The 19285-nt window shown below is 68.9% G+C and carries 19 protein-coding genes and 1 riboswitch; of the genes, 7 read left to right on the forward strand and 12 right to left on the reverse strand.

The window, feature by feature from the left end:
- Positions 1 to 26 precede the first annotated feature (26 nt).
- A riboswitch (cobalamin riboswitch) is annotated at positions 27 to 169 on the reverse strand.
- Between the two features lie 35 nt (positions 170 to 204).
- The 4 genes from ACFVWW_RS13865 to ACFVWW_RS13880 form a co-directional block, all read right to left on the reverse strand.
- Positions 205 to 729, reverse strand: a complete 525-nt coding sequence (locus tag ACFVWW_RS13865; protein ID WP_384336340.1) for a GNAT family N-acetyltransferase — start codon at positions 727 to 729, stop codon at positions 205 to 207.
- Between the two features lie 109 nt (positions 730 to 838).
- Positions 839 to 2470 carry a monocarboxylate uptake permease MctP gene (gene mctP, locus ACFVWW_RS13870; RefSeq protein WP_384184077.1) on the reverse strand — a complete coding sequence of 544 codons (1632 nt, stop codon included), beginning with the start codon at positions 2468 to 2470 and terminating at the stop codon, positions 839 to 841.
- Positions 2467 to 2721 carry a DUF3311 domain-containing protein gene (locus tag ACFVWW_RS13875; protein WP_384184080.1) on the reverse strand — a complete coding sequence of 85 codons (255 nt, stop codon included), beginning with the start codon at positions 2719 to 2721 and terminating at the stop codon, positions 2467 to 2469. Before ACFVWW_RS13875 ends, mctP begins: the two co-directional genes overlap by 4 nt.
- A gap of 196 nt (positions 2722 to 2917) precedes the next feature.
- A complete protein-coding gene (locus tag ACFVWW_RS13880; RefSeq protein WP_384184225.1) occupies positions 2918 to 3682 on the reverse strand; it encodes a GntR family transcriptional regulator in 765 nt (254 codons plus the stop codon).
- Between the two features lie 280 nt (positions 3683 to 3962).
- Here ACFVWW_RS13880 and ACFVWW_RS13885 point away from each other — a divergent pair, with 280 nt between their 5' ends.
- From ACFVWW_RS13885 to ACFVWW_RS13900, 4 genes are all read left to right on the forward strand, one after another.
- Complete coding sequence (locus ACFVWW_RS13885; protein ID WP_386878365.1) at positions 3963 to 5261, forward strand: extracellular solute-binding protein; 1299 nt, start codon at positions 3963 to 3965, stop codon at positions 5259 to 5261.
- A 145-nt stretch (positions 5262 to 5406) separates the two neighbouring features.
- The gene (locus ACFVWW_RS13890; protein ID WP_384184086.1) at positions 5407 to 6402 is read left to right on the forward strand and encodes a carbohydrate ABC transporter permease; all 996 of its coding nucleotides are present in this window, start codon (positions 5407 to 5409) and stop codon (positions 6400 to 6402) included.
- Positions 6399 to 7256 carry a carbohydrate ABC transporter permease gene (locus ACFVWW_RS13895; protein WP_384184089.1) on the forward strand — a complete coding sequence of 286 codons (858 nt, stop codon included), beginning with the start codon at positions 6399 to 6401 and terminating at the stop codon, positions 7254 to 7256. The genes ACFVWW_RS13890 and ACFVWW_RS13895 overlap by 4 nt, the downstream gene beginning before the upstream one ends.
- Positions 7257 to 7264: 8 nt before the next feature.
- Complete coding sequence (locus ACFVWW_RS13900) at positions 7265 to 8797, forward strand: glycoside hydrolase family 3 protein (RefSeq protein ID WP_384184092.1); 1533 nt, start codon at positions 7265 to 7267, stop codon at positions 8795 to 8797.
- 130 nt (positions 8798 to 8927) lie between these two features.
- Here the strand turns inward: ACFVWW_RS13900 and nagB are convergent, their stop codons facing one another.
- Positions 8928 to 9710, reverse strand: a complete 783-nt coding sequence (gene nagB / locus ACFVWW_RS13905) for a glucosamine-6-phosphate deaminase (RefSeq protein WP_386878364.1) — start codon at positions 9708 to 9710, stop codon at positions 8928 to 8930.
- A gap of 496 nt (positions 9711 to 10206) precedes the next feature.
- Between nagB and ACFVWW_RS13910 the strand changes: the two genes are divergently transcribed.
- Positions 10207 to 11709 (forward strand): sensor histidine kinase, encoded by a 1503-nt coding sequence (locus tag ACFVWW_RS13910; RefSeq protein ID WP_384184096.1) that lies wholly within the window; start codon positions 10207 to 10209, stop codon positions 11707 to 11709.
- Positions 11710 to 11926: 217 nt separating this feature from the next.
- Here ACFVWW_RS13910 and ACFVWW_RS13915 read toward each other — a convergent pair whose 3' ends face one another.
- Together ACFVWW_RS13915 and ACFVWW_RS13920 are read right to left on the reverse strand one after the other, a co-directional pair.
- Positions 11927 to 12184, reverse strand: a complete 258-nt coding sequence (locus ACFVWW_RS13915) for a WhiB family transcriptional regulator (RefSeq protein ID WP_004937597.1) — start codon at positions 12182 to 12184, stop codon at positions 11927 to 11929.
- A gap of 316 nt (positions 12185 to 12500) precedes the next feature.
- Positions 12501 to 13469, reverse strand: coding sequence for a diacylglycerol/lipid kinase family protein (locus ACFVWW_RS13920; protein ID WP_384184099.1), 969 nt, complete (start codon positions 13467 to 13469; stop codon positions 12501 to 12503).
- A 66-nt stretch (positions 13470 to 13535) separates the two neighbouring features.
- On the opposite strand from ACFVWW_RS13920, the gene ACFVWW_RS13925 reads away from it, so the two are divergent.
- Positions 13536 to 13973 carry a hypothetical protein gene (locus ACFVWW_RS13925; RefSeq protein ID WP_384184102.1) on the forward strand — a complete coding sequence of 146 codons (438 nt, stop codon included), beginning with the start codon at positions 13536 to 13538 and terminating at the stop codon, positions 13971 to 13973.
- 54 nt (positions 13974 to 14027) lie between these two features.
- Here the strand turns inward: ACFVWW_RS13925 and ACFVWW_RS13930 are convergent, their stop codons facing one another.
- From ACFVWW_RS13930 to ACFVWW_RS13940, 3 genes are all read right to left on the reverse strand, one after another.
- A complete protein-coding gene (locus tag ACFVWW_RS13930) occupies positions 14028 to 14978 on the reverse strand; it encodes an RNA polymerase sigma factor SigF (RefSeq protein WP_384184105.1) in 951 nt (316 codons plus the stop codon).
- Positions 14979 to 14995: 17 nt separating this feature from the next.
- Positions 14996 to 15409, reverse strand: coding sequence for an anti-sigma regulatory factor (locus tag ACFVWW_RS13935; RefSeq protein WP_329829332.1), 414 nt, complete (start codon positions 15407 to 15409; stop codon positions 14996 to 14998).
- A gap of 243 nt (positions 15410 to 15652) precedes the next feature.
- Positions 15653 to 15913 (reverse strand): UBP-type zinc finger domain-containing protein, encoded by a 261-nt coding sequence (locus ACFVWW_RS13940; protein ID WP_384184108.1) that lies wholly within the window; start codon positions 15911 to 15913, stop codon positions 15653 to 15655.
- A 35-nt stretch (positions 15914 to 15948) separates the two neighbouring features.
- On the opposite strand from ACFVWW_RS13940, the gene ACFVWW_RS13945 reads away from it, so the two are divergent.
- The gene (locus ACFVWW_RS13945) at positions 15949 to 17550 is read left to right on the forward strand and encodes a Na+/H+ antiporter (protein WP_384184111.1); all 1602 of its coding nucleotides are present in this window, start codon (positions 15949 to 15951) and stop codon (positions 17548 to 17550) included.
- 9 nt (positions 17551 to 17559) lie between these two features.
- On the opposite strand, the gene ACFVWW_RS13950 is transcribed toward ACFVWW_RS13945, so the two are convergent.
- Positions 17560 to 18519 (reverse strand): 1-aminocyclopropane-1-carboxylate deaminase/D-cysteine desulfhydrase, encoded by a 960-nt coding sequence (locus ACFVWW_RS13950; RefSeq protein WP_386878363.1) that lies wholly within the window; start codon positions 18517 to 18519, stop codon positions 17560 to 17562.
- A gap of 43 nt (positions 18520 to 18562) precedes the next feature.
- Complete coding sequence (locus tag ACFVWW_RS13955) at positions 18563 to 19153, reverse strand: N-acetylmuramoyl-L-alanine amidase (protein WP_384184116.1); 591 nt, start codon at positions 19151 to 19153, stop codon at positions 18563 to 18565.
- Positions 19154 to 19285 lie beyond the last annotated feature (132 nt).

The raw sequence follows: 19285 nt of genomic DNA on the forward strand, positions 1-19285 counted from the left end.
CCGGACGTCTCGGCGTCCGGCTCGGTCGAGCCGGACGCGCCGTCGGCAGGTGTTCGGACTCGCGGGTACGACAAAGCGCACCACAGCACACCGTTGCGGGACAGTTCCGGATTCGCACCGGATTCCCCTGCGTTGACAGCGAGGACGAGCATACATGTGGGGTGAGGACGGCGCGTCACCCCCCAGATGTTGTGTCGGCGGCGGTCAGCGGCCGGTGGCCGGAGGTCCGTTGAGGTCCAGGGCGTAGGTGAGCAGGGAGAGCCCGGGGAGGGGCTCCCAGTCCCGTTCCGGGGTCCTGACGAAGCCCAGGCGCTCATAGATCCGGTGGGCCTGGAGCATTCTGTCCTGGGTCGACAGCACGATCCGTATACAGCCATCCATGTCCCGTGAGCGCGCCACACAGGCGCGGACGAGAGCCTCCCCGACGCCCCGGCCCCGGGCCGCCCGGTCGACCGCCAGCATCCGGAACTCGGCCTCGCCCGCGCGCGCCACATCGGCCCACGGCCCGCCTGCCGCGACAAAGGTCACCCCGCCGAGCAGCGTCCCGTCGGCGTCCACGGCGGCCAGCACCTCCGCCTCGGCCGCCCGGGCCGCCACGTCCCGCAGGGTGAGCAGATACGGGTCGTCCTCGCCGAAGTCCAGGAGGCCGTCGTCCAGATACCCCCGCGCGGTGATCTCGCCGAGCCGCGTGTACTCCCCGGGCTCGGCCACTCTGATCGTGAAATCCATGAGCCGATTGTGCGCCTCGGGTACGACAACGGGCCGCCGGGTTTCCTCGCCCGCGCAGCGCGGGGGAGGACTCGGCGGCCCGTGGGCGGCTACTTGGCCCGGGTCAGGGTCAGTGCACGGGGTCTCCCGATGTGGCCGCGGGCAGCTCCACCTTGACGCCCGGGTCACCGGCGTCGGCCGTGTAGTCGGACGGGCTGGTCTCGTCGATGCCGTCCGGCGCCTTGGCCGCCCGCAGCACGAAGGTCAGCACCACGGTGATCACCACATTGAGCACGAACGCGGTGAGGCCGATGTAGCCGATCTCACCGAGCCCCGGGATCTCCTTGGACGAGCCGCCGAAGTGTGCCTGCGTCGGGCTGGCGACGCCGTACGCCGCGGCCGTGCCGTACAGCATGCCGGCGCCCCAGCCGATGAGCAGCGCCCAGCGGTGGAACCACCGGGTGAACAGTCCGCCCACCAGCGCCGGCATCGTCTGGAGGATCCAGATGCCGCCCAGCAGCTGGAAGTTGATCGCGACCGTCTTGTCCATGGACAGGACGAAGGCCAGCGCACCCACCTTCACCAGCAGCGAGACCAGCTTCGACACCTTGGTCTCCTGCGCCGGAGTCGCGTCCGGCTTGATGAAGTCCTTGTAGATGTTGCGGGTGAAGAGGTTCGCCGCGGCGATCGACATGATCGCGGCGGGCACCAGCGCGCCGATACCGATGGCCGCGAAGGCCACCCCCGCGAACCAGTCGGGGAACATGGTCTCGAAGAGCTGCGGAATCGCCAGCTGCCCGTTGTCCACCTTGATCCCGGCGGCGATGGCCATGAATCCGAGCAGCGCCAGCAGCCCCAGCATCAGCGAGTACAGCGGCAGTATCGTGGTGTTGCGCCGGATCACCTCGCGGCTGCGGCTGGAGAGCGTCGCCGTGATGGAGTGCGGATACATGAAGAGCGCCAGCGCGGAACCGAGCGCCAGCGTGGCATAGCCCCACTGTCCGGCCTCGCCGGGCGCGAGCGCGCCCCGCGGCTGGCCGGTCGCCGGATTGGGCTGCGCGAACGCGTCGCCCGCCTTGGCGAAGATGTCGTCGAAGCCGCCCAGTTTGATCGGGATGTAGATGATCGCCACGACGATCACGATGTAGATCAGGGTGTCCTTGACGAACGCGATCAGCGCGGGCGCCCGCAGTCCGGACGAGTAGGTGTACGCGGCGAGCACGCCGAAGGCGATCAGCAGCGGCAGGTCCCTGATGAACCAGTGGGTGTTCTCGCCGCCGCCGACGCCCATCACGTCCAGCACCGCCTGGATGCCGACGAGCTGGAGGGCGATGTACGGCATCGTGGCGAGGATGCCGGTGACCGCGACCGCCAGTGAGAGCCCCTTCGAGCCGAAGCGGCCGCGCACGAAGTCCGAGGTGGTCACATACCCGTGCTTGTGCGACACCGACCACAGCCGGGGCAGGAAGGTGAAGATCAGCGGGTAGACGAGAATGGTGTACGGCACGGCGAAGAAGCCGGCCGCGCCCGCCGCGTAGATCGCCGCGGGTACGGCGACGAAGGTGTACGCCGTATAGAGGTCGCCGCCGAGCAGGAACCAGGTGACCCAGGTGCCGAACGACCGGCCGCCCAGGCCCCATTCGTCGAGGCTCTGCTCGTTCGCGGCCTTGCGCCAGCGCGACGCCAGGAAGCCCATGACGGTGACGGCCAGGAAGAAGAAGATGAAGACGGCGAGCGCCACGCCGTTCACGCCGTCGTTCATCGCGACGCACCCCCCTTGCGGGAGCGCTGGTCACGCTTCCACAGCTGATAGGCCAGCATGGTCAGCGCGGCCGAGATGAGGACCCAGAGCATCTGGTACCAGTAGAAGAACGGGATACCGATGAAGGCCGGGTCGGTCTTCGCGTACGAACTCACCCACAGCATCGCCACGAAGGGCGCGAGGAGACAGAGGCCGATGACCACCCGCATGGGTGTGACCGTGGGCGGTTTCTCTTCAGGAACTTCTGACATACCGCGGCTCCGTCCCCTCACTGATCGCCTGTCGTAATGCGCAGGTAATCTAGGCGCGGGTCTCACCCACCGTCACCCCCCGTCCGCATATCGGTACGGCAACGGTATGCGGCGGTCATACGAAAGAACCGGGCCCGAGAGCCCGGTTCCTGATGGCCCGTCCGTTTCGTCGGTGGGCCGGGGTCGGTCCGCTTCGTCAGCGGGCCGGACGCTTCAGCCGCGCCACGAACTTGTAGCGGTCACCGCGGTACACCGAGCGGACCCACTCCACCGGCTCACCGTCGCCGTCGAGGGAGTGCCGCGAGAGCATCAGCATCGGCAGGCCGACGTCCGTACCGAGCAGTCCGGCCTCGCGCGGGGTGGCCAGGGAGGTCTCGATGGTCTCCTCGGCCTCGGCCAGGTGCACGCCGTACACCTCGGCCAACGCCGTATAGAGAGACGTGTACTTGACGAGCGAGCGGCGCAGGGCGGGGAAGCGCTTCGCCGACAGGTGCGTGGTCTCGATGGCCATCGGCTCACCACTGGCCAGCCGCAGCCGCTCGATGCGCAGCACGCGTCCGCCAGCGGTGATGTCGAGCAGCCCGGCCAGCGTGTCGTCGGAGGTGACGTAGCCGATGTCCAGCAGCTGCGAGGCCGGCTCCAGGCCCTGGGCCCGCATGTCCTCGGTGTACGAGGTGAGCTGGAGGGCCTGGGAGACCTTGGGCTTGGCGACGAAGGTGCCCTTGCCCTGGATGCGTTCGAGCCGGCCTTCGACCACCAGCTCCTGGAGCGCCTGCCGTACGGTCGTGCGCGAGGTGTCGAACTCGGCGGCGAGCGTACGTTCCGGAGGCACCGGCGTGCCGGGCGGCAGCGTCTCCGTCATATCGAGCAGATGACGCTTCAACCGGTAGTACTTTGGCACCCGTGCCGTGCGGGTGGCAGCCCCGCCCTCGGTCTCCGTGCCGCCCCCGTCCTTCACCATGGCCTGCCTCCCCGACTCCTGTGCTGCTGCCGTCACCGGCTCCTCCGTCTGTCGCGGCTCACATGGTGGCACGGTCCGGTCACGGGTCGTCGCCCTCCCTCAGGTGTCGGTCCGATAACGGACAGGACTGCCCTTCTTATACACCCTTGACACCCCTAAAGGTCTAGGCCAAGCTCCCCGTACTGGTCTAAACCATTAAAGACCAGGTCCCAGCCCCAGCAGTACTCGTCGTAAGTCTTCGCGGTGGGCAGGGGTTGCAGGCATCCCTGAGGAGGGTGGCGTGAAGCGCAAGCTCATCGCGGCGGTCGGCGTCGCGGGCATGTTGGTCAGTATTGCCGCGTGTGGCTCGGATGACAGCACAGCGTCGAAGGATCCCAAGGACCGTAAGGAGACGCTGACCGTCTGGCTCATGTCGGACGCGCAGAGCACCTGGCCGGAGCTGGTCAAGGACGTCAACGCGCAGTTCAAGGAGAAGTACCCGAACGTCCAGGTCAAGATCCAGTACCAGCAGTGGGCGGACAAGGCCAAGAAGCTCGACGCGGCGCTCGCCGGCGACAAGTACCCGGATGTCGTCGAGCTCGGCAACACCGAGACCATGACGTACATCCTCAACGGGGCACTCGGCGAGATCGACCCGAAGAAGTACGAGAACTCGGACACCTGGATCAAGGGCCTGAAGGACACCTGCTCCTTCGAGGGCAAGCAGTTCTGCGTGCCCTACTACGCCGGTGCGCGAGTGGCGATCTACAACAAGGACATGTTCAAGGCCGGTACCGGCTCGGACCAGCTGCCCACCACCGAGGCCGAGCTGACCGCGGCGCTCGACAAGGTCGGCGCCAAGTACGGCAAGGACAAGGCCTTCTCGCCGCTCTACCTGCCGGGCCGCTACTGGTACGCGGCCATGTCCTACGTCGCGGCGTACGGGGGCAAGATAGCCACGTACGACGAGGGCGCGAAGGAGTGGAAGGCCAGCCTCTCCACCCCGGAGGCCCAGAAGGGCATCCAGCACTTCGTCGACCTGGTGAACAAGTACAACCACGGCGACAAGACCAAGGACGAGGCGGACCACGCCAACGTCATGGCCAACGAGAAGACCGCGCTTCTCTACGGCAACGGCTGGGAGGCCGGCAGCGTCGTCGACTCCGCCGCGAACGGCAACCCGAAGCTGAAGGACAAGATCGGGACGGCCGGTATGCCCGGCCCCGACGGCAAGGCCCTGCCGTCCTTCATCGGCGGTTCCGACCTCGCCACCATCTCCAAGTCCAAGGTCCAGGACCTCGCCGAGGAGTGGATCGCGGCCTTCACGAGCGGCAAGTCGCAGGAGGTGCTCGTCTCCAAGAACATCCTGCCGAACAACACCAAGCAGCTGGAGCCGCTGAAGGCGAAGCCGGAGACCGCGCCGATCGCGAACGCCGTCCCCGACGCGTGGTTCACCCCGATCGCCCCGGGCTGGACGGCCATCGAGAAGAAGGAAATCCTCGAGGTCATGCTGCTGGACATCATCAAGGGCAAGTCGGTAGCCGAGGCCACGAAGGCGGCCGACGCGGAGATCAACGAGCTGATCAACGAAGAGTCCTGAGCCCGCCGGGCCGCTGAGCCCGCCGAGTTCGTGAGTCTCCGGCTCTGTGGAGACTCTGTTGATCGCACGCGGGGGGTGGCGGGACCGATTCCGGGTCCGTCGCCCCCCGTCCTCCGGTACCAGGTCCGAACGGAAGGCCAGCACAGTGAGTGCCGCCGACATGAAAGCAGCCGACCCGCCGGTGTCCATCGCACGGGTCACCGAAGAGATCGGCCCTCAGCCGCCCGAGGACGCGCCGCGCAAGCCACGCAAGTCCGGGGCACTGCTGCCGTATCTTCTGATCGCCCCCGCGTTCGCCGCGATAGCCGCCGTCTTCGTCTGGCCGTTCGTGAAGACGGTCATCATGTCCTTCCAGGACGTCGGCCGCCGTGAGCTGTGGACCGGAGACCCGGCCCCCTGGGTGGGCTTCGACCAGTTCACCGAGATCCTCGGCGACGGCGAGTTCTGGGACGTCGTCCTGCGGACCATCGTCTTCATGGTCGCCTGTGTGGTGGCCACCATGGTCATCGGGCTCGGCATCTCCATGATCATGCAGCGCATGGACACCTGGGTACGGCTGCTGCTCACCGCCGCCCTGGTCGCCGCCTGGTCGATGCCCCTGCTGGTGGCGACCTCCATCTTCCGTTGGTTCGCCGACTCCGACTACGGCGTCCTGAACATGGTGCTGACCAAGTACCTCGGGGTGGACGCCCAGGGCCACAACTGGTTCCTCGACCCCAAGCAGGGCTTCCTCATCATCGGCGCGGTCGTCGTCTGGGGCGCCATCCCCTTCGTCGCCGTCACGCTCTACGCGGCGCTGACCCAGGTCCCCCGGGAGCTGGAGGAGGCCGCGTCCCTCGACGGGGCCGGCGTGGCGGGAGTCTTCCGCTATGTGACCTGGCCGGTCATCAAGCCGGTGTTCCAGATGGTGGCCACCCTGTCCGTCCTCTGGGACTTCAATGTCTTCGGCCAGATCTTCCTGATCCGCGGCAACAAGCCGGAGCCGGAGTACTCGGTCCTCGGCATCTACTCGTTCGAGAAGGCATTCGAGTCCAACTCGTTCAGCCAGGGCGCGGCCATCTCGCTCATCACGGTCCTGCTGCTGTCCGGCGTCGCCGTGTACTACCTGCGCCAGCTGCTCAAGATCGGAGAGGTCGAGTGAGCGCCGCCACCCCCCAGGTCCTGCGACCGGACCGTAAGAAGAACCGGCTCGTCTACAACATCCTGGGCCTGGGCGTGTTCGTCCTCATGGCCTTCCCGGTGTACTGGCTGATCATCAGCTCGCTGCGGCCGAACCACGAGATCCGCAGTTACGACCAGACCCTCTGGCCCTCGTCGATCACCTTCGACAACTTCCAGCGGGCCGTGAACCAGCCGAACTTCGGCACGGCCATCGAGTCCAGCCTGATCGTGTGCGGCGTCGCCGTCCTCGGCGGCATGCTGCTCGCCACCATCGCCGCCTTCGCCATCGGCCGGTTCAAGTTCCGCGGCCGGAAGTTCTTCATGATCGTGCTGCTCGTCGTGCAGCTGCTCCCGCCGACCGCGATGCTGATCCCCATCTACATCCAGCTCAACGACCTGGGCGGGCTGAACGAGTACTGGGGCGTCATCGTCATCTATCTCGTCTCGACCCTGCCCTTCGCGACCTGGATGATCCGCGGCTTCATCGTCAACATCCCGCCGGAGCTCGAGGAGTCCGCGATGGTGGACGGCTGCAGCCGGATGGGAGCCTTCTGGCGGGTGACGTTCCCGCTGCTCGCCCCCGGCCTCGCCGCCGCGGCGATCTTCTCCCTGATCACCGCGTGGAACGAGTACCTCCTCGCCTACGTCGTGCTCCAGGACAACGACAAATACACGCTGAACGTGTGGCTGATGAACTTCACCACCTCGCGTGGCATCGACTACGGAGCTCTGATGGCCGCTTCGACCCTGATCGCCATCCCGGTCGTGGCCTTCTTCCTCTTGGTGCAGAAGTACATGGCCACCGGCCTCACTTCCGGCGCAGTGAAGGGTTAGGACCGCCGATGACGACGCTCGTAAGCAGTACGGACACCCTCACCCGCGACGCCCTCGCCGTCCTCCAGCCCGGCTTCCTCGGCACCACCGCCCCGGACTGGCTGCTGCGGCACATCGGCGAGGGCCTCTCCTCCGTCGGCCTGTTCGGCCGCAACATCGCCTCGCCCGAACAGCTCGCCGCGCTCACCGCGCGCCTGCGGGCCGAACGGGACGACGTCCTCGTCGCGATCGACGAGGAGGGCGGCGACGTGACCCGGCTGGAGGTCCGGCACGGCTCCTCCTTCCCGGGCAACTACGCCCTCGGGACGGTCGACGACCTGGACCTCACCCGGGACGTCGCCAGGGAGCTCGGCCGGCGGCTCGCCGAGTGCGGGGTCAACCTCAACTGGGCCCCCTCCGCGGACGTCAACTCCAACCGTGACAACCCGGTCATCGGGGTACGGTCCTTCGGCGCCGATCCCGAACTGGTGGCCCGGCACACCGCCGCGTACGTGGAAGGCCTGCAGAGCGCCGGTGTCGCCGCCTGCACCAAGCACTTCCCCGGTCATGGCGACACCGCGGTGGACTCGCACCACTCGATGCCCCGTATCGACGTGGGTCTGGACACACTGCACGCCCGTGACCTGCTGCCTTTCCGCGCGGCCATCACGGCGGGTTCCAAATCCGTCATGAGTGCGCATATCCTGCTTCCCGCGCTCGACCCGAACCGCCCGGCGACCCTGAGCCCGCAGATCCTCACCGGTCTGCTGCGCGAGGAGCTGGGCTTCGACGGCCTGATCGTCACCGACGGCATGGAGATGCAGGCCATCGCCTCGACATACGGAATCGAGCGCGGCTCGGTCCTCGCCATCGCGGCAGGCGCCGACGCCATCTGTGTCGGCGGCGGCCTCGCGGACGAGGAGACCGTACTGCGGCTGCGCGACGCGCTGGTGGCGGCGGTACGGGACGGCGAACTGCCCGAGGAGCGACTGGTCGACGCGGCCGCGCGGGTGCGCGCCCTCGCCGACTGGACACTTCGGGTCAGGGGGGCTTCGGAGCCGGGCGCGGCTTCACAGGAGGGGACCGCGCCCGGCACCGCTATCGGACTGGTCGCGGCCCGGCGCGCGCTGCGGGTGACGGGGACGGTGCGGCCGCTCGACAGCGCGCCGTACGTCGCCGCCTTCACCCCGGTCGCGAACATCGCCGTCGGGGACGAGACCCCGTGGGGCGTCGCCGCGGAGCTGGGGCGCCTGCTGCCCGGCACGGAGACGGGCGCGTACAACGGCGCCGGAATCGCGGGCACGGACACCGGCGCGCTGGTCGCGAAGGTGCTCGCGGCGGCGGGCGGGCGCACGATCGTCGCCGTCGTACGCGATCTCCACCGGCATGTCTGGATGTCGGACGCCCTGGACGCCCTGATCGCCGCCCGGCCGGAGACGGTCGTGGTGGAGATGGGGGTGAACGAGGCGGAGCCGAGGGGGGTCCTGCACATCGCGACGCACGGTGCGGCGCGGGTGTGCGGACTGGCGGCGGCGGAGATCATCGCGGGCCGCACGGACTGAGTCCCGGTCCTGGCCGGTGACGCGCCCCGGCCGGGACGGACGGAAACGGTGCCGGGCCGCCCCTCGTGGGCGGCCCGGCACCGTTTCTTTGCGCCGTGTGGCTCTTTGTCCCGTCGTGCGGGCGGGGCGCTCAGATGCCCTGCCACTCCGGCTTGGTGGCGTAGGTGGCGCGGAAGTAGTCGGCGAGCTTCAGCTTGGACGCCGCCGCTTCGTCGACGACCACGGTGGCGTGCGGGTGCAGCTGCAGCGCGGAGGCGGGCACCAGCGCGGCGACCGGACCCTCGACGGCCTGCGCCACGGCCTCGGCCTTGCCCTCACCCGTGGCCAGCAGCACCAGATGGCGGGCCTCCAGGATGGTCCCGATGCCCTGGGTGATGACGTGGTGCGGCACCTCGTCCAGGCTGTCGAAGAACCGGGCGTTGTCCTCCCGGGTCTGCCGCGTCAGTGTCTTGATCCGGGTACGCGAGGCGAGCGAGGAGCACGGCTCGTTGAAGCCGATGTGCCCGTCCGTACCGATGCCGAGCAGCTGGAGATCGATTCCGCCGGCCTCGGCGAGCGCGCGGTCGTACGCCTCGCACGCCGCCTGGACGTCCTCGGCGGTGCCGTCGGGGCCGAGGAAGGAGCTTTCGCTCAGCCCCAGCGGCTCCACGACCTCGCGCAGGACGACCGAGCGGTACGACTCGGGGTGGCCGGACGGCAGCCCCACGTACTCGTCGAGCTGCGCGATGCGCGCGGCAGAGGCGTCCACGGCGCCGGAGCGGACCGTGGCCGTCAGCGCCTGGTAGATGGGCAGCGGGGTCGATCCCGTGGCCACGCCGAGCAGGGCGTCGGGCTTGCGGCGCAGCAGGGCGGCGATGCTGTCCGCGATGAGTTCGCCGCCTGCCGTGGCGTCCTGGACGATGACAACTTCCACGCTGGGCCCCTGCCGGTCTGATGATGCGACTGTTGTGGTATAGACCAATGTAGCAGAGGCGTAAGAACGATCAGGGGCTGCCGGGGGTACGGGGCGAGGCGGGCGCGGGGCGGCCGGGCGGGACCGGGGAGGTCTTCTGGGGCCCGCTGACGGGAGGGCGGCGCCGTCAGGGCGGGGCGGCCGTCGCGAGGGAAGTCACCCGCGGGCCGCGGCGCCGCGACGAGACCCTCGGCCCGTCCGGCACCGCAGCCCGGAGTTGCTACGGCCGGCGGGAGTGCGGTCCCGCGCGGCCGTGGGAGAGGCGCCGGCGCAGTCAGGGCAGAGAGCGCCGGGTACCTCGTTCCGCCCTCCTGTGCGGGGAGGGTGGAGGCTTTACCTCATCATTGTGGACTAGACCATTCTGCCCTGTCCATGCGTGCGGGCGGCCTATTTCCCGCCGCTCCCGCCGGGACCGACCATGGTTCGTCCTGGTTCATACCGCGAGTACGCTCCCTGTGTGCCCTCCATGAACGACCTCGTACGCCAGCACACAGCCCTCAGTGAATCCGACCTCGAGTGGCTCCATCTGCTGGTCTCGGAGTGGCAGCTGCTCTCCGACCTGTCCTTCGCCGACCTGGTGCTCTGGGTTCCCACCCGCGACGGCACCCGCTATGTGTCCGTCGCCCAGATGCGCCCCAACACCGGCCCCACCTCCTACCAGGACGACATGGTCGGCCATCTCGTCCCGCGCGGCCGCCGGCCGCTGCTCGACGCGGCACTCGACGAAGGGCGGATCGTCCGGGAGGGCGACCCCGAGTGGCGCGAGGAGGTGCCCGTACGGGTCGAGTCCATCCCCGTACGCCGCGACGGCCGCGTCCTCGGCGTCATCGCGCGCAACACCAATCTGCTCACCGTCCGCACCCCCAGCCGGCTGGAGCTGACCTATCTCCAGTCGGCCTCCGATCTGGCCCAGATGATCGCGGCCGGGTCCTTCCCGTTCCCCGGCCAGCAGGTCGACATGGACGCCTCCCCGCGCGTCGGCGACGGACTGATCCGGCTCGACGCCGACGGCGTCGTCCAGTACGCCAGCCCCAACGCCCTCTCCGCGTATCACCGGCTGGGACTCGCGTCCGACCTGGTGGGACATCACCTCGGCAGGACCACGGACGAACTGGCTCCCGCCCGTGGCCCGGTGGACGAGGCCATGGTGAAACTGGCCAGCGGCTACGCCCCCCGGGAGACCGAGGTGGAGGGCAGCGGCGGTGTCATCCAGCTGCGCGCCATTCCGCTCAAGCCGAAGGGCACCCGGATCGGCTCGCTGGTGCTGCTCCGTGATGTCACCGAACTCCGGCGCCGCGAGCGCGAGTTGATTACGAAGGACGCCACCATCCGGGAAATCCACCACCGGGTGAAGAACAACCTCCAGACGGTCGCCGCGCTGCTCAGGCTCCAAGCCCGGCGGATGGATTCCCCGCAGGGCAGGGAAGCCCTCAACGAGGCGGTACGGCGCGTCGGTTCGATCGCGATCGTTCACGAGACGTTGTCCCAGAATTTGGACGAGCGCGTCGAATTCGACGAGATCGTCGACCGCGTGCTGGCGATGGTCGCCGAGATCTCGCCGGGCAAAGTCGTCTGCCGCCGCACGGGCAGGTTCGGCATTCTCGACGCCGAAGTGGCCACCCCGCTCTCGATGGTGCTCACCGAAATTCTCCAGAACGCGCTGGAACACGCCTTCGCGCCGGGGGACCAGGGCCGGGTCGAGGTCTCGGCGATCCGCAGCGGTGAATCGCCGGTGAAGCGGGGGGAGGGTTCCCGCTCGGAAGCCCGGTTGCTGATCACCGTTCAGGACGACGGGCGCGGACTGCCCGAGGGATTCGATCCGCAGCGGGCCGGAAATCTGGGGCTGCAGATCGTACGGACCCTGGTGGAAGGGGAGTTGGGCGGCGGCTTCGACATGGTGCGGGCGCCGGTGCGCGGTACGCATGTGGTGCTCGACATTCCGGTGGAGCCACAGAAGTAGTCGCGCGCCGGACGGGATCGCGGTCCGGAACGGGATCGCGGTCCGGAACGGGATCGCGGTCCGCACAGCATCGAGCCCCGGACCGTGGTGACGGTCCGGGGCTCGGCTCGAAGCTCATATTGCGATGCGCATCGGGGGTACTGCGCGCTGCGTTTCAAGGGCGGGACTATGCGTACACGCTGTACGCTCCGCCGGCCTCAAGCTCGTTCAGGGTGGATCAGGCGGTCGCGTTACGCGCCCGGTTGCGAGCGGCGCGACGCTTCATAGCGCGGCGCTCGTCCTCGCTGAGGCCACCCCAGACACCCGAGTCCTGGCCGGACTCGAGCGCCCACTGCAGGCACTGCTCCATGACGGGGCAGCGACGGCAGACGGCCTTGGCTTCCTCGATCTGCAGCAGCGCAGGACCGGTGTTGCCGATGGGGAAGAAGAGCTCGGGGTCTTCCTCGCGGCAAACGGCGTTGTGACGCCAGTCCATGGCTGCTACCTCTCTTGGTATTACATACAGATTGCTTGTGAATGTGAACGCTTTCACGAATCCCTCGACAAGGGAAGGGCCGCACACCAGACAGACTGGTGTGGTCCTTGGTTCGAGGAGGGGTTCTGGTTCTCAGGGAGGCCGATGTTGCGGGCCGTCCCGAGCGCCAAGTAGAGATTCGCAAACCTCGGCTGCGGATACAACCCCTTCTGGAAAGTTTTTTTTGATTCCTCGGTGTCGACTAGGTCACAGCCGTACTTCCATGGGGTGGATGCCAGCCTAAACGTTCGAGTGAAAGGACTTTGGCCCCTTCCACTCACACAATCACACGCAGTGCACGGCGTACGCCTGTGAACGTCACGCTCGTGCGCAGTCCGAGGTGGTCGCCGTCCATCTGGAAGGGGAGGGGCGCCTTGGAATGCAAGGTGAAGTCCGTCAGGTCATGAAGAGAGACGGCATGCCGCCCATGAGGGCCCCGATCGGGGGTCGAAGTGAGCAATTGAGTCGCGTACCGAGCCACTGCCGGGGTGGACAATTTGCTCAGTCCGAGCACATCCAGGGCCGTGTCGAAGGAGGCCCCGGGAGACGCGTACATCGGACGATTGCCCAGGTAGGTATAGGGCGAGGTATTGCAGACTATGGACAGCACGAGGTCCTTGACCGGGTCACGGCCGGGGCGCTCAAGAGTGATCATCCCATGCCGGCGGTGCGGTTCCTCCAGGAACTGGCGTACCACCTGGCGCACATAGAGGGCGTGCGTCGACCGCTTCCCGCGCTCCCGCTGTTGTTCGACCCGGCCGACCACCCCGGCGTCGAATCCGAATCCGGCGCAGAAAGTGAACCAGCGGGACGGCACCGACTCGTCTTCCGTGCCGGGCGTCCCGGCCGCCAGTCCCAGACCGACCGTACGTTCGCTTCGCAGCGCGAGTGCGTCGAGAATCGCGCCGGTCGCCTCGACCGCGTCATTGGGCAGCCCGAGCGCGCGGGCGAAGACATTGGTCGAGCCGCCGGGGACGACCGCGAGGCGCGGCAGCCGGTCGGGATCGGGACCGTTGTGCAGCAGACCGTTCACGACCTCATTGACCGTGCCGTCCCCGCCGAGGGCGACGACCATCTCGATGTCGTCGGAGTCGGCGGCCCGCCGGCCCAGATCGCGAGCGTGGCCGCGGTACTCCGTCGTCACCGCCTCCAGCTTCATCTCGCTGGCGAGCGCGTGGATCAATACGTCGCGGGTGCGGGCACTGGTGGTGGTTGCTGCCGGATTGACCACAAGGAGTGCGCGCATGCCCAGCAGATTACCGGCCGGACGACGGAGGGTCGTCCCCGGTACAGCGGCGGCTACCCTGCAGGGGTGAGCAGCAGTGAGCGGACCACCCCCGTACCGTCCCCGCGCCCCCCGCGCCTGACCGTGGCGGCCGGCGCCTGTGGGCTCGAAGCCCTGGCGCTGATCGTCGGCGGTGTGTATCTCCTGGTGATGGGGTTGCTGGGACGGCCCGACCGCCCGGAGCAGGCGGAGATGGGCGGTCTCACCCTGATCGCGCTCGGGGTCATCCCGCTGATCGCCGCGCGCGGTCTGCTGCTGTGCCGCGGCTGGAGCCGGGGGCCCGCGCTGATCACCCAGATCATGGCCCTGCCGGTCGCCTACACGCTGCTGACCTCCTCGGGCGGGCTGATCCCGGCCGGGATCGCGCTGGCGGTGGTCGCCGTGACGGGCCTGGTCCTGGTGGTCAACCCGACGACGACCGAGGCACTGGGCATCGGCCGCCCGGCCGACGACTCCCGGCGCTGAGACCGGGCCGGCCGCCTGCCTCTCGGGTTTCCTTCTCCGGCCTGCTCCTTCGGCCTACTCCTCCACGAGCAGCCGCTCGCGCAGCTGCGCCAGCGTGCGCGCCAGCAGACGCGAGACATGCATCTGGGAGATGCCGACCTCCTGCGCGATCTGCGACTGGGTCATATTGCCGAAGAAGCGAAGCAGCAGAATCCGCTTCTCCCGCGGCGGAAGATCCTCCAGCAGCGGCTTGAGGGACTCCCGGTACTCGACGCCCTCCAGCGCCTCGTCCTCGGAGCCCAGCGTGTCCGCGACCGCCGGTGACTCGTCGTCCGTGTCCGGGACGTCCAGCGACAGCGTGGAGTACGCGTTGGCGGACTCCAGGCCCTCCAGGACCTCTTCCTCCGAGATGCCCAGCCGCTCCGCCAGCTCATGGACCGTGGGCGAACGGCCGTGCTGCTGCGACAGCTCGGCGGTGGCCGTCGTCAGTGAGAGACGCAGCTCCTGGAGCCGGCGCGGCACCCGCACCGCCCAGCCCTTGTCCCGGAAATGCCGCTTGATCTCGCCCACGACCGTCGGTGTCGCGTACGTCGAGAACTCGACGCCGCGGTCCGGATCGAACCGGTCCACCGACTTGATCAGGCCGATGGTCGCGACCTGCGTCAGATCGTCGAGCGGCTCGCCGCGGTTGCGGAACCGTCTCGCGAGATGCTCGACCAGCGGCAGATGCATCCGCACCAGCTGGTTGCGGAGGTCCGCCCGCGCCGCCGAGCCGTCGGGCAGCTCGCGCAGCTCGATGAACATCGCCCGCGCCCCGCTGCGGTCATGTGGATCGTGGTGTTGCTCGCTCATAAAGGCCGCCCGCTCTGCCTGCGCCTGCTCCGCCGCGGCCGTCTGGCCGTCAACCCCGTCCTCCGGGTGGGGACGGGCCTGCTGCTCCGGGATGCCCGCCGGGGCGAGCACCGGCTCCACCGGAGCTTCGTGCCCTCCCCCGGGCTCCCGTGGGATGCGCCCCTCGTCACGCATCGGACCGTCCCCGTTCCTCACGCCGGCCCAGGTCCCGCGCCGCGCTGTTTGTAGAGGCTGATGGTGACCGTGCGGTCCTCGGCGACGGTCGATTCGACCTTGCCGGCCAGCGCCGACAGCACCGTCCAGGCGAACGTGTCGCGTTCCGGAGCGCGTCCGTCGGTGGTGGGGGCCGAGACGGTCACTTCGAGTGAGTCCTCGACGAGGCGGAAGACACAGCTGAGGACGGAGCCCGGTACGGCCTGCTGAAGCAGGATCGCGCAGGCCTCGTCCACCGCGATGCGGAGGTCCTCGATCTCGTCGAGGGTGAAGTCCAAACGCGCCGCGAGGCCGGCCGTGGCCGTACGCAGCACGGACAGGTAGGCACCCGCAGCGGGCAGCCGGACTTCCACGAAGTCCTGAGTCCCGGGCTCGCCTGCGATCTGGGACACCCTCACCTCCAAGGTGGCACAAGCTCTTCAGGGCCCCGGGACAGGACATGTCCCGGAGCCTTGCGGTACGTGTTCGGTACGTAGCCGGTCTGGACTGGCGACGCTATCGCGATCCATGGTGCCCTGTCGCCGGGCCCCCGCCCGACACCTGTCACTCATGGTAAGCATATGGGCACGGAAAGCACCCAGGGGTCTGTGGGGCCCAATTGCGAAGAACCGGCGAAGGGTTGACGTACCCAGGCGTCAGACGATCGAACCGTCCACAAAGCACCACCGCCAGCTCTGACCGGGCTCGAACGTCCGCATCACCGCATGGCCCGTGTCCTTGTAGTGCTGCGTGGCGTGCTGGTGCGGCGAGGAGTCGCAGCAGCCGACCTGGCCGCACACGAGGCAGAGCCGCAACTGAACGGGATTGCTGCCGGCCGCCAGACACTCGGAGCAGGTCTCGCCCTGGGGCGCGGGCTCGGGGCGCGGCAGTTCCGCGATGTGGGGGCACTCGCTCATGATGACCAGGTTACGACGCGCGTGAGGACGGTGGAATGGACGTATTGCAGCTGGTCGCGCTGGTGGCGGCCAGCGCGGCGATTGCCGGCGCGGCCCGCAGGACACCGGTGGCGGCGCCGCTGCTGCTGGTGACCGTGGGGCTGATCGCCGCGTATGTGCCGGGCGTGCCGGACTACACGCTCGATCCGCACATCGTGCTGCCGCTGCTGCTGCCGCCCCTGCTGTACACGGCCGCGGTGGACAGTTCGTACCTCGATCTGCGGGCGAACATCCGGCCGATCGCCCTGCTCTCCATCGGCTATGTCCTCTTCGCCACCCTCGCCGTCGGCTGGCTCACGTATCTGCTGGTGCCCGGTCTGCCGCTGACCGTGGCCCTGGTGCTGGGCGCCGTCATCGCGCCACCGGACGCGGTGGCGGCCACGGCCATCGCCCGCAGACTGGGACTGCCGAACCGGATCACCTCCATCCTTCAGGGTGAGTCGCTGGTGAACGACGCGACCGCGATCACCGCGTTCAAGGTGGCGCTGGCCGCCGCGGTCGGCGAGGGGGCGAGCTGGGCCGGTGGCGTCGAGGAATTCGCGCTGGCGTCGCTCGGCGGCGTCGGCGTCGGACTGGTGCTGATGGTGCCGCTGCACTGGCTGCGTACGCATCTGACCGACGCCCTGCTGCAGAACACGCTCTCGCTGCTGATCCCCTTCCTCGCCTACGCGCTGGCCGAAGAGGTGGGGGCGTCGGGGGTGCTGGCCGTCGTGGTGGTCGCGCTCTATCTCGGACACCGCGCCTGGCAGGTGGACTTCGCGACCCGGCTCCAGGAGGCCGCGGTGTGGAAGATGGTCGCCTTCGTCCTGGAGTCGGTGGTCTTCGCGCTGATCGGACTGCAACTGCCTTTCGTCCTGCGGGGGCTCGGGCAGTACGGGGTCTGGCAGGCCCTGCTGTACGCCCTCGGCGTCTTCGTGGCGGTGGTGGTGGTCAGATTCATCTGGGTCTTTCCGGCGACCTTCCTGCCGCGCGCGCTGTTTCCGAGGATCAGGGAACGCGAGCCGGGGGTCACCTGGACCGCGCCGCTGATCGTCGGCTGGTCCGGTATGCGTGGAGTGGTGTCGCTGGCCATCGCCTTCTCCATTCCGGCGACGCTGCACAACCACCAGCCGTTCCCCGGGCGCAATCTCGTACTGTTCCTGACCTTCACGACCGTCATCGGCACGCTGGTCGTGCAGGGGCTCACGCTGCCGCCGCTGATCCGGCTGCTGAAGCTGCCGGGGCGCGACCTGCAGGCCGAGACGCTGGCCGAGGCGCAGGCGCAGAGCGAGGCGTCCCTGGCGGCGGAACGGCGGCTGGACGAGCTGCTGGCCGATGAGCGCAACGCGCTGCCGCAGCCACTGGCCCAGCGGCTCCGTGACGTACTGGAGCGTCGCAGGAACGCGGTCTGGGAGCGGCTCGGGACGGTCAACGAGATGACGGGGGAGTCGGTGGACGATACCTACCGGCGGCTGTCGGGGGAGATGATCGCGGCGGAGCGCGCGGTGTTCGTGGAGCTGCGGGACCGGCGGCGGATCGACGACGAGATGATGCGGACGCTGCTGCGCAGGCTGGACCTGGAGGAGGCGGCGGCCTACCGGGAGGACGGCTCCGACTGACCAAACTGACTAAGGGGACGGCTCGGGACGGGACGACTCGGGCTCGGACGGCTCGGGACAGCCGGTGATGACGGCGGCCACGGAGCTGCCCGGCGGGAAGGCGCCCTCCTCCACCAGGGCCGTGAGGCCGTACAGCATCTTGGCGACGTAGAGACGCTCCACCGGAAGCCCGTGCCGGTCCTCGAAATCCTCGGCGAAGGCGTCGAGGAGGGGAGAGGTGCGGGCGAAGCCGCCGAAGTGGAAGCGGTCGTCGAGGCGCCAGTCGCCGGCGGGGCCGCCGAACGCGGCGCGCTGGAGGTCCCGTACCTCCTGGTCCAGGAAGCCGCCCCTGAGGACCGGGAAACCCACGGCCCGCTGATCCGCCCCGAGTCCGGCGGCGAGCCCCGCGAGCGTCCCGCCGGTCCCGCAGGCGACGGCGACGGTACCGGCCGTACCGCGCAGCTCCCGGCCGAGGTCCGCGCACCCCTGCGCGGCGAGCGCGTTGCTGCCGCCCTCGGGGACGACGTACACGGAATCGCGCTCCAGCTCCGTCCGGGCGCAGACGGCCGTCACGACCGCGGGCTCGGCCTTGCGGCGATAGGTCGCGCGGTCCATGAAGTGCAGCCGCATCCCGTCGGCCGCGCACCGGGCGAGCGACGGATTGAGCGGGCGGCCGGCCAGTTCCTGTCCCCGTACGACCCCGACCGTGGCGAAGCCCAGCAGCCGCCCGGCGGCTGCGGTCGCGCGCAGATGGTTGGAGTACGCGCCGCCGAAGGTCAGCAGGGTGCGCCGGCCGGAGGCGGCCGCGGCCCGTAGGTTCGGCGCGAGTTTGCGCCACTTGTTGCCCGGCAGCTCCGGGTGGATCAGATCGTCACGCTTGAGCAGCAGCCGTACGCCGTGGCGGGCGAAGCGCTCGTCCTCGGCGGGCCGCAGCGGCGAGGGGAGCCGCGGCCGCAGGGCGGTGAGATCGAGCGCTTCGGAAGAGGTCACCCCTCCATTGTCGGGTCCGCCGGGCCCGATGACGGGTCGGCGGTCACTTCAGACGGTCGTGGATACGGGCCCGCATGGACGACATGCTGAAGCCGCGGGGGTCGACCTTGCCGGGCTGCCACTCCAGATGCCCGATCACCGAAGGCGCTTCCCACCCGTGGTAGCGGCAGACCGCGGCCGCGGCCTTCTCGATGGCCTCCAGCTGGGCGTCGGGCCACGGGTCTTTCCCGTCGCCGAGGTTCTCGCACTCGAAACCGTAGAAATGCCGGTTTCCGTCCGTGTTCGCCTCGTTGTCCGACGGAAGGCCCTTCTCCGCGATCACGGCCCGCAGGACGTCGTCGTCGCCGAGCCCCGCGTGGTTCGCCCGGCCGTAGCCGACCAGATGGACGGTGCCGTCCTTGGCGATGACGCCGTGGCACAGCGGCCCCGGCAGCTCCGCGTAGCCGTCGCGGCAGAGACGGACGGTGGCGGCGGTGCCCTTGGTGACGGTGTGGTGGATCATCACGCCGTGCATCGGGCCCCAGGGCCCTTTGTGATTGCGGTTGTGGGTGCGCCAGTTGCCGACCTGGACGACCGTCACCCCTTCGTTCTGCAGTGCGTCGAGGAAACGGTCCGCGGACATAGGGGTGGCCATGGCCAACTCCTTCTGGTCGTGAGCGGAATGTCTCGTACCGGAATGTGTTGTCCCGCTTATACCCGAAGTGCCGTGATGTCACCCGCTGTTCGTACGGTGTGCGAGCGGATTCGGACATTGGAGCGCGGGGTG

The sequence above is a fragment of the Streptomyces sp. NPDC058198 genome, from assembly GCF_042882605.1.
GTDB lineage: Bacteria > Actinomycetota > Actinomycetes > Streptomycetales > Streptomycetaceae > Streptomyces.

Coding starts and splice junctions, on each gene's coding strand:
- ACFVWW_RS13865 (WP_384336340.1), bottom strand. CDS start 729: ATGGATTTCACGATCAGAGTGGCCGAGCCCGGGGAGTACACGCGGCTC.
- mctP (WP_384184077.1), bottom strand. CDS start 2,470: ATGAACGACGGCGTGAACGGCGTGGCGCTCGCCGTCTTCATCTTCTTC.
- ACFVWW_RS13875 (WP_384184080.1), bottom strand. CDS start 2,721: ATGTCAGAAGTTCCTGAAGAGAAACCGCCCACGGTCACACCCATGCGG.
- ACFVWW_RS13880 (WP_384184225.1), bottom strand. CDS start 3,682: ATGGTGAAGGACGGGGGCGGCACGGAGACCGAGGGCGGGGCTGCCACC.
- ACFVWW_RS13900 (WP_384184092.1), top strand. CDS start 7,265: ATGACGACGCTCGTAAGCAGTACGGACACCCTCACCCGCGACGCCCTC.
- ACFVWW_RS13915 (WP_004937597.1), bottom strand. CDS start 12,184: ATGGACTGGCGTCACAACGCCGTTTGCCGCGAGGAAGACCCCGAGCTC.
- ACFVWW_RS13920 (WP_384184099.1), bottom strand. CDS start 13,469: ATGCGCGCACTCCTTGTGGTCAATCCGGCAGCAACCACCACCAGTGCC.
- ACFVWW_RS13930 (WP_384184105.1), bottom strand. CDS start 14,978: ATGCGTGACGAGGGGCGCATCCCACGGGAGCCCGGGGGAGGGCACGAA.
- ACFVWW_RS13940 (WP_384184108.1), bottom strand. CDS start 15,913: ATGAGCGAGTGCCCCCACATCGCGGAACTGCCGCGCCCCGAGCCCGCG.
- ACFVWW_RS13945 (WP_384184111.1), top strand. CDS start 15,949: ATGGACGTATTGCAGCTGGTCGCGCTGGTGGCGGCCAGCGCGGCGATT.
- ACFVWW_RS13955 (WP_384184116.1), bottom strand. CDS start 19,153: ATGGCCACCCCTATGTCCGCGGACCGTTTCCTCGACGCACTGCAGAAC.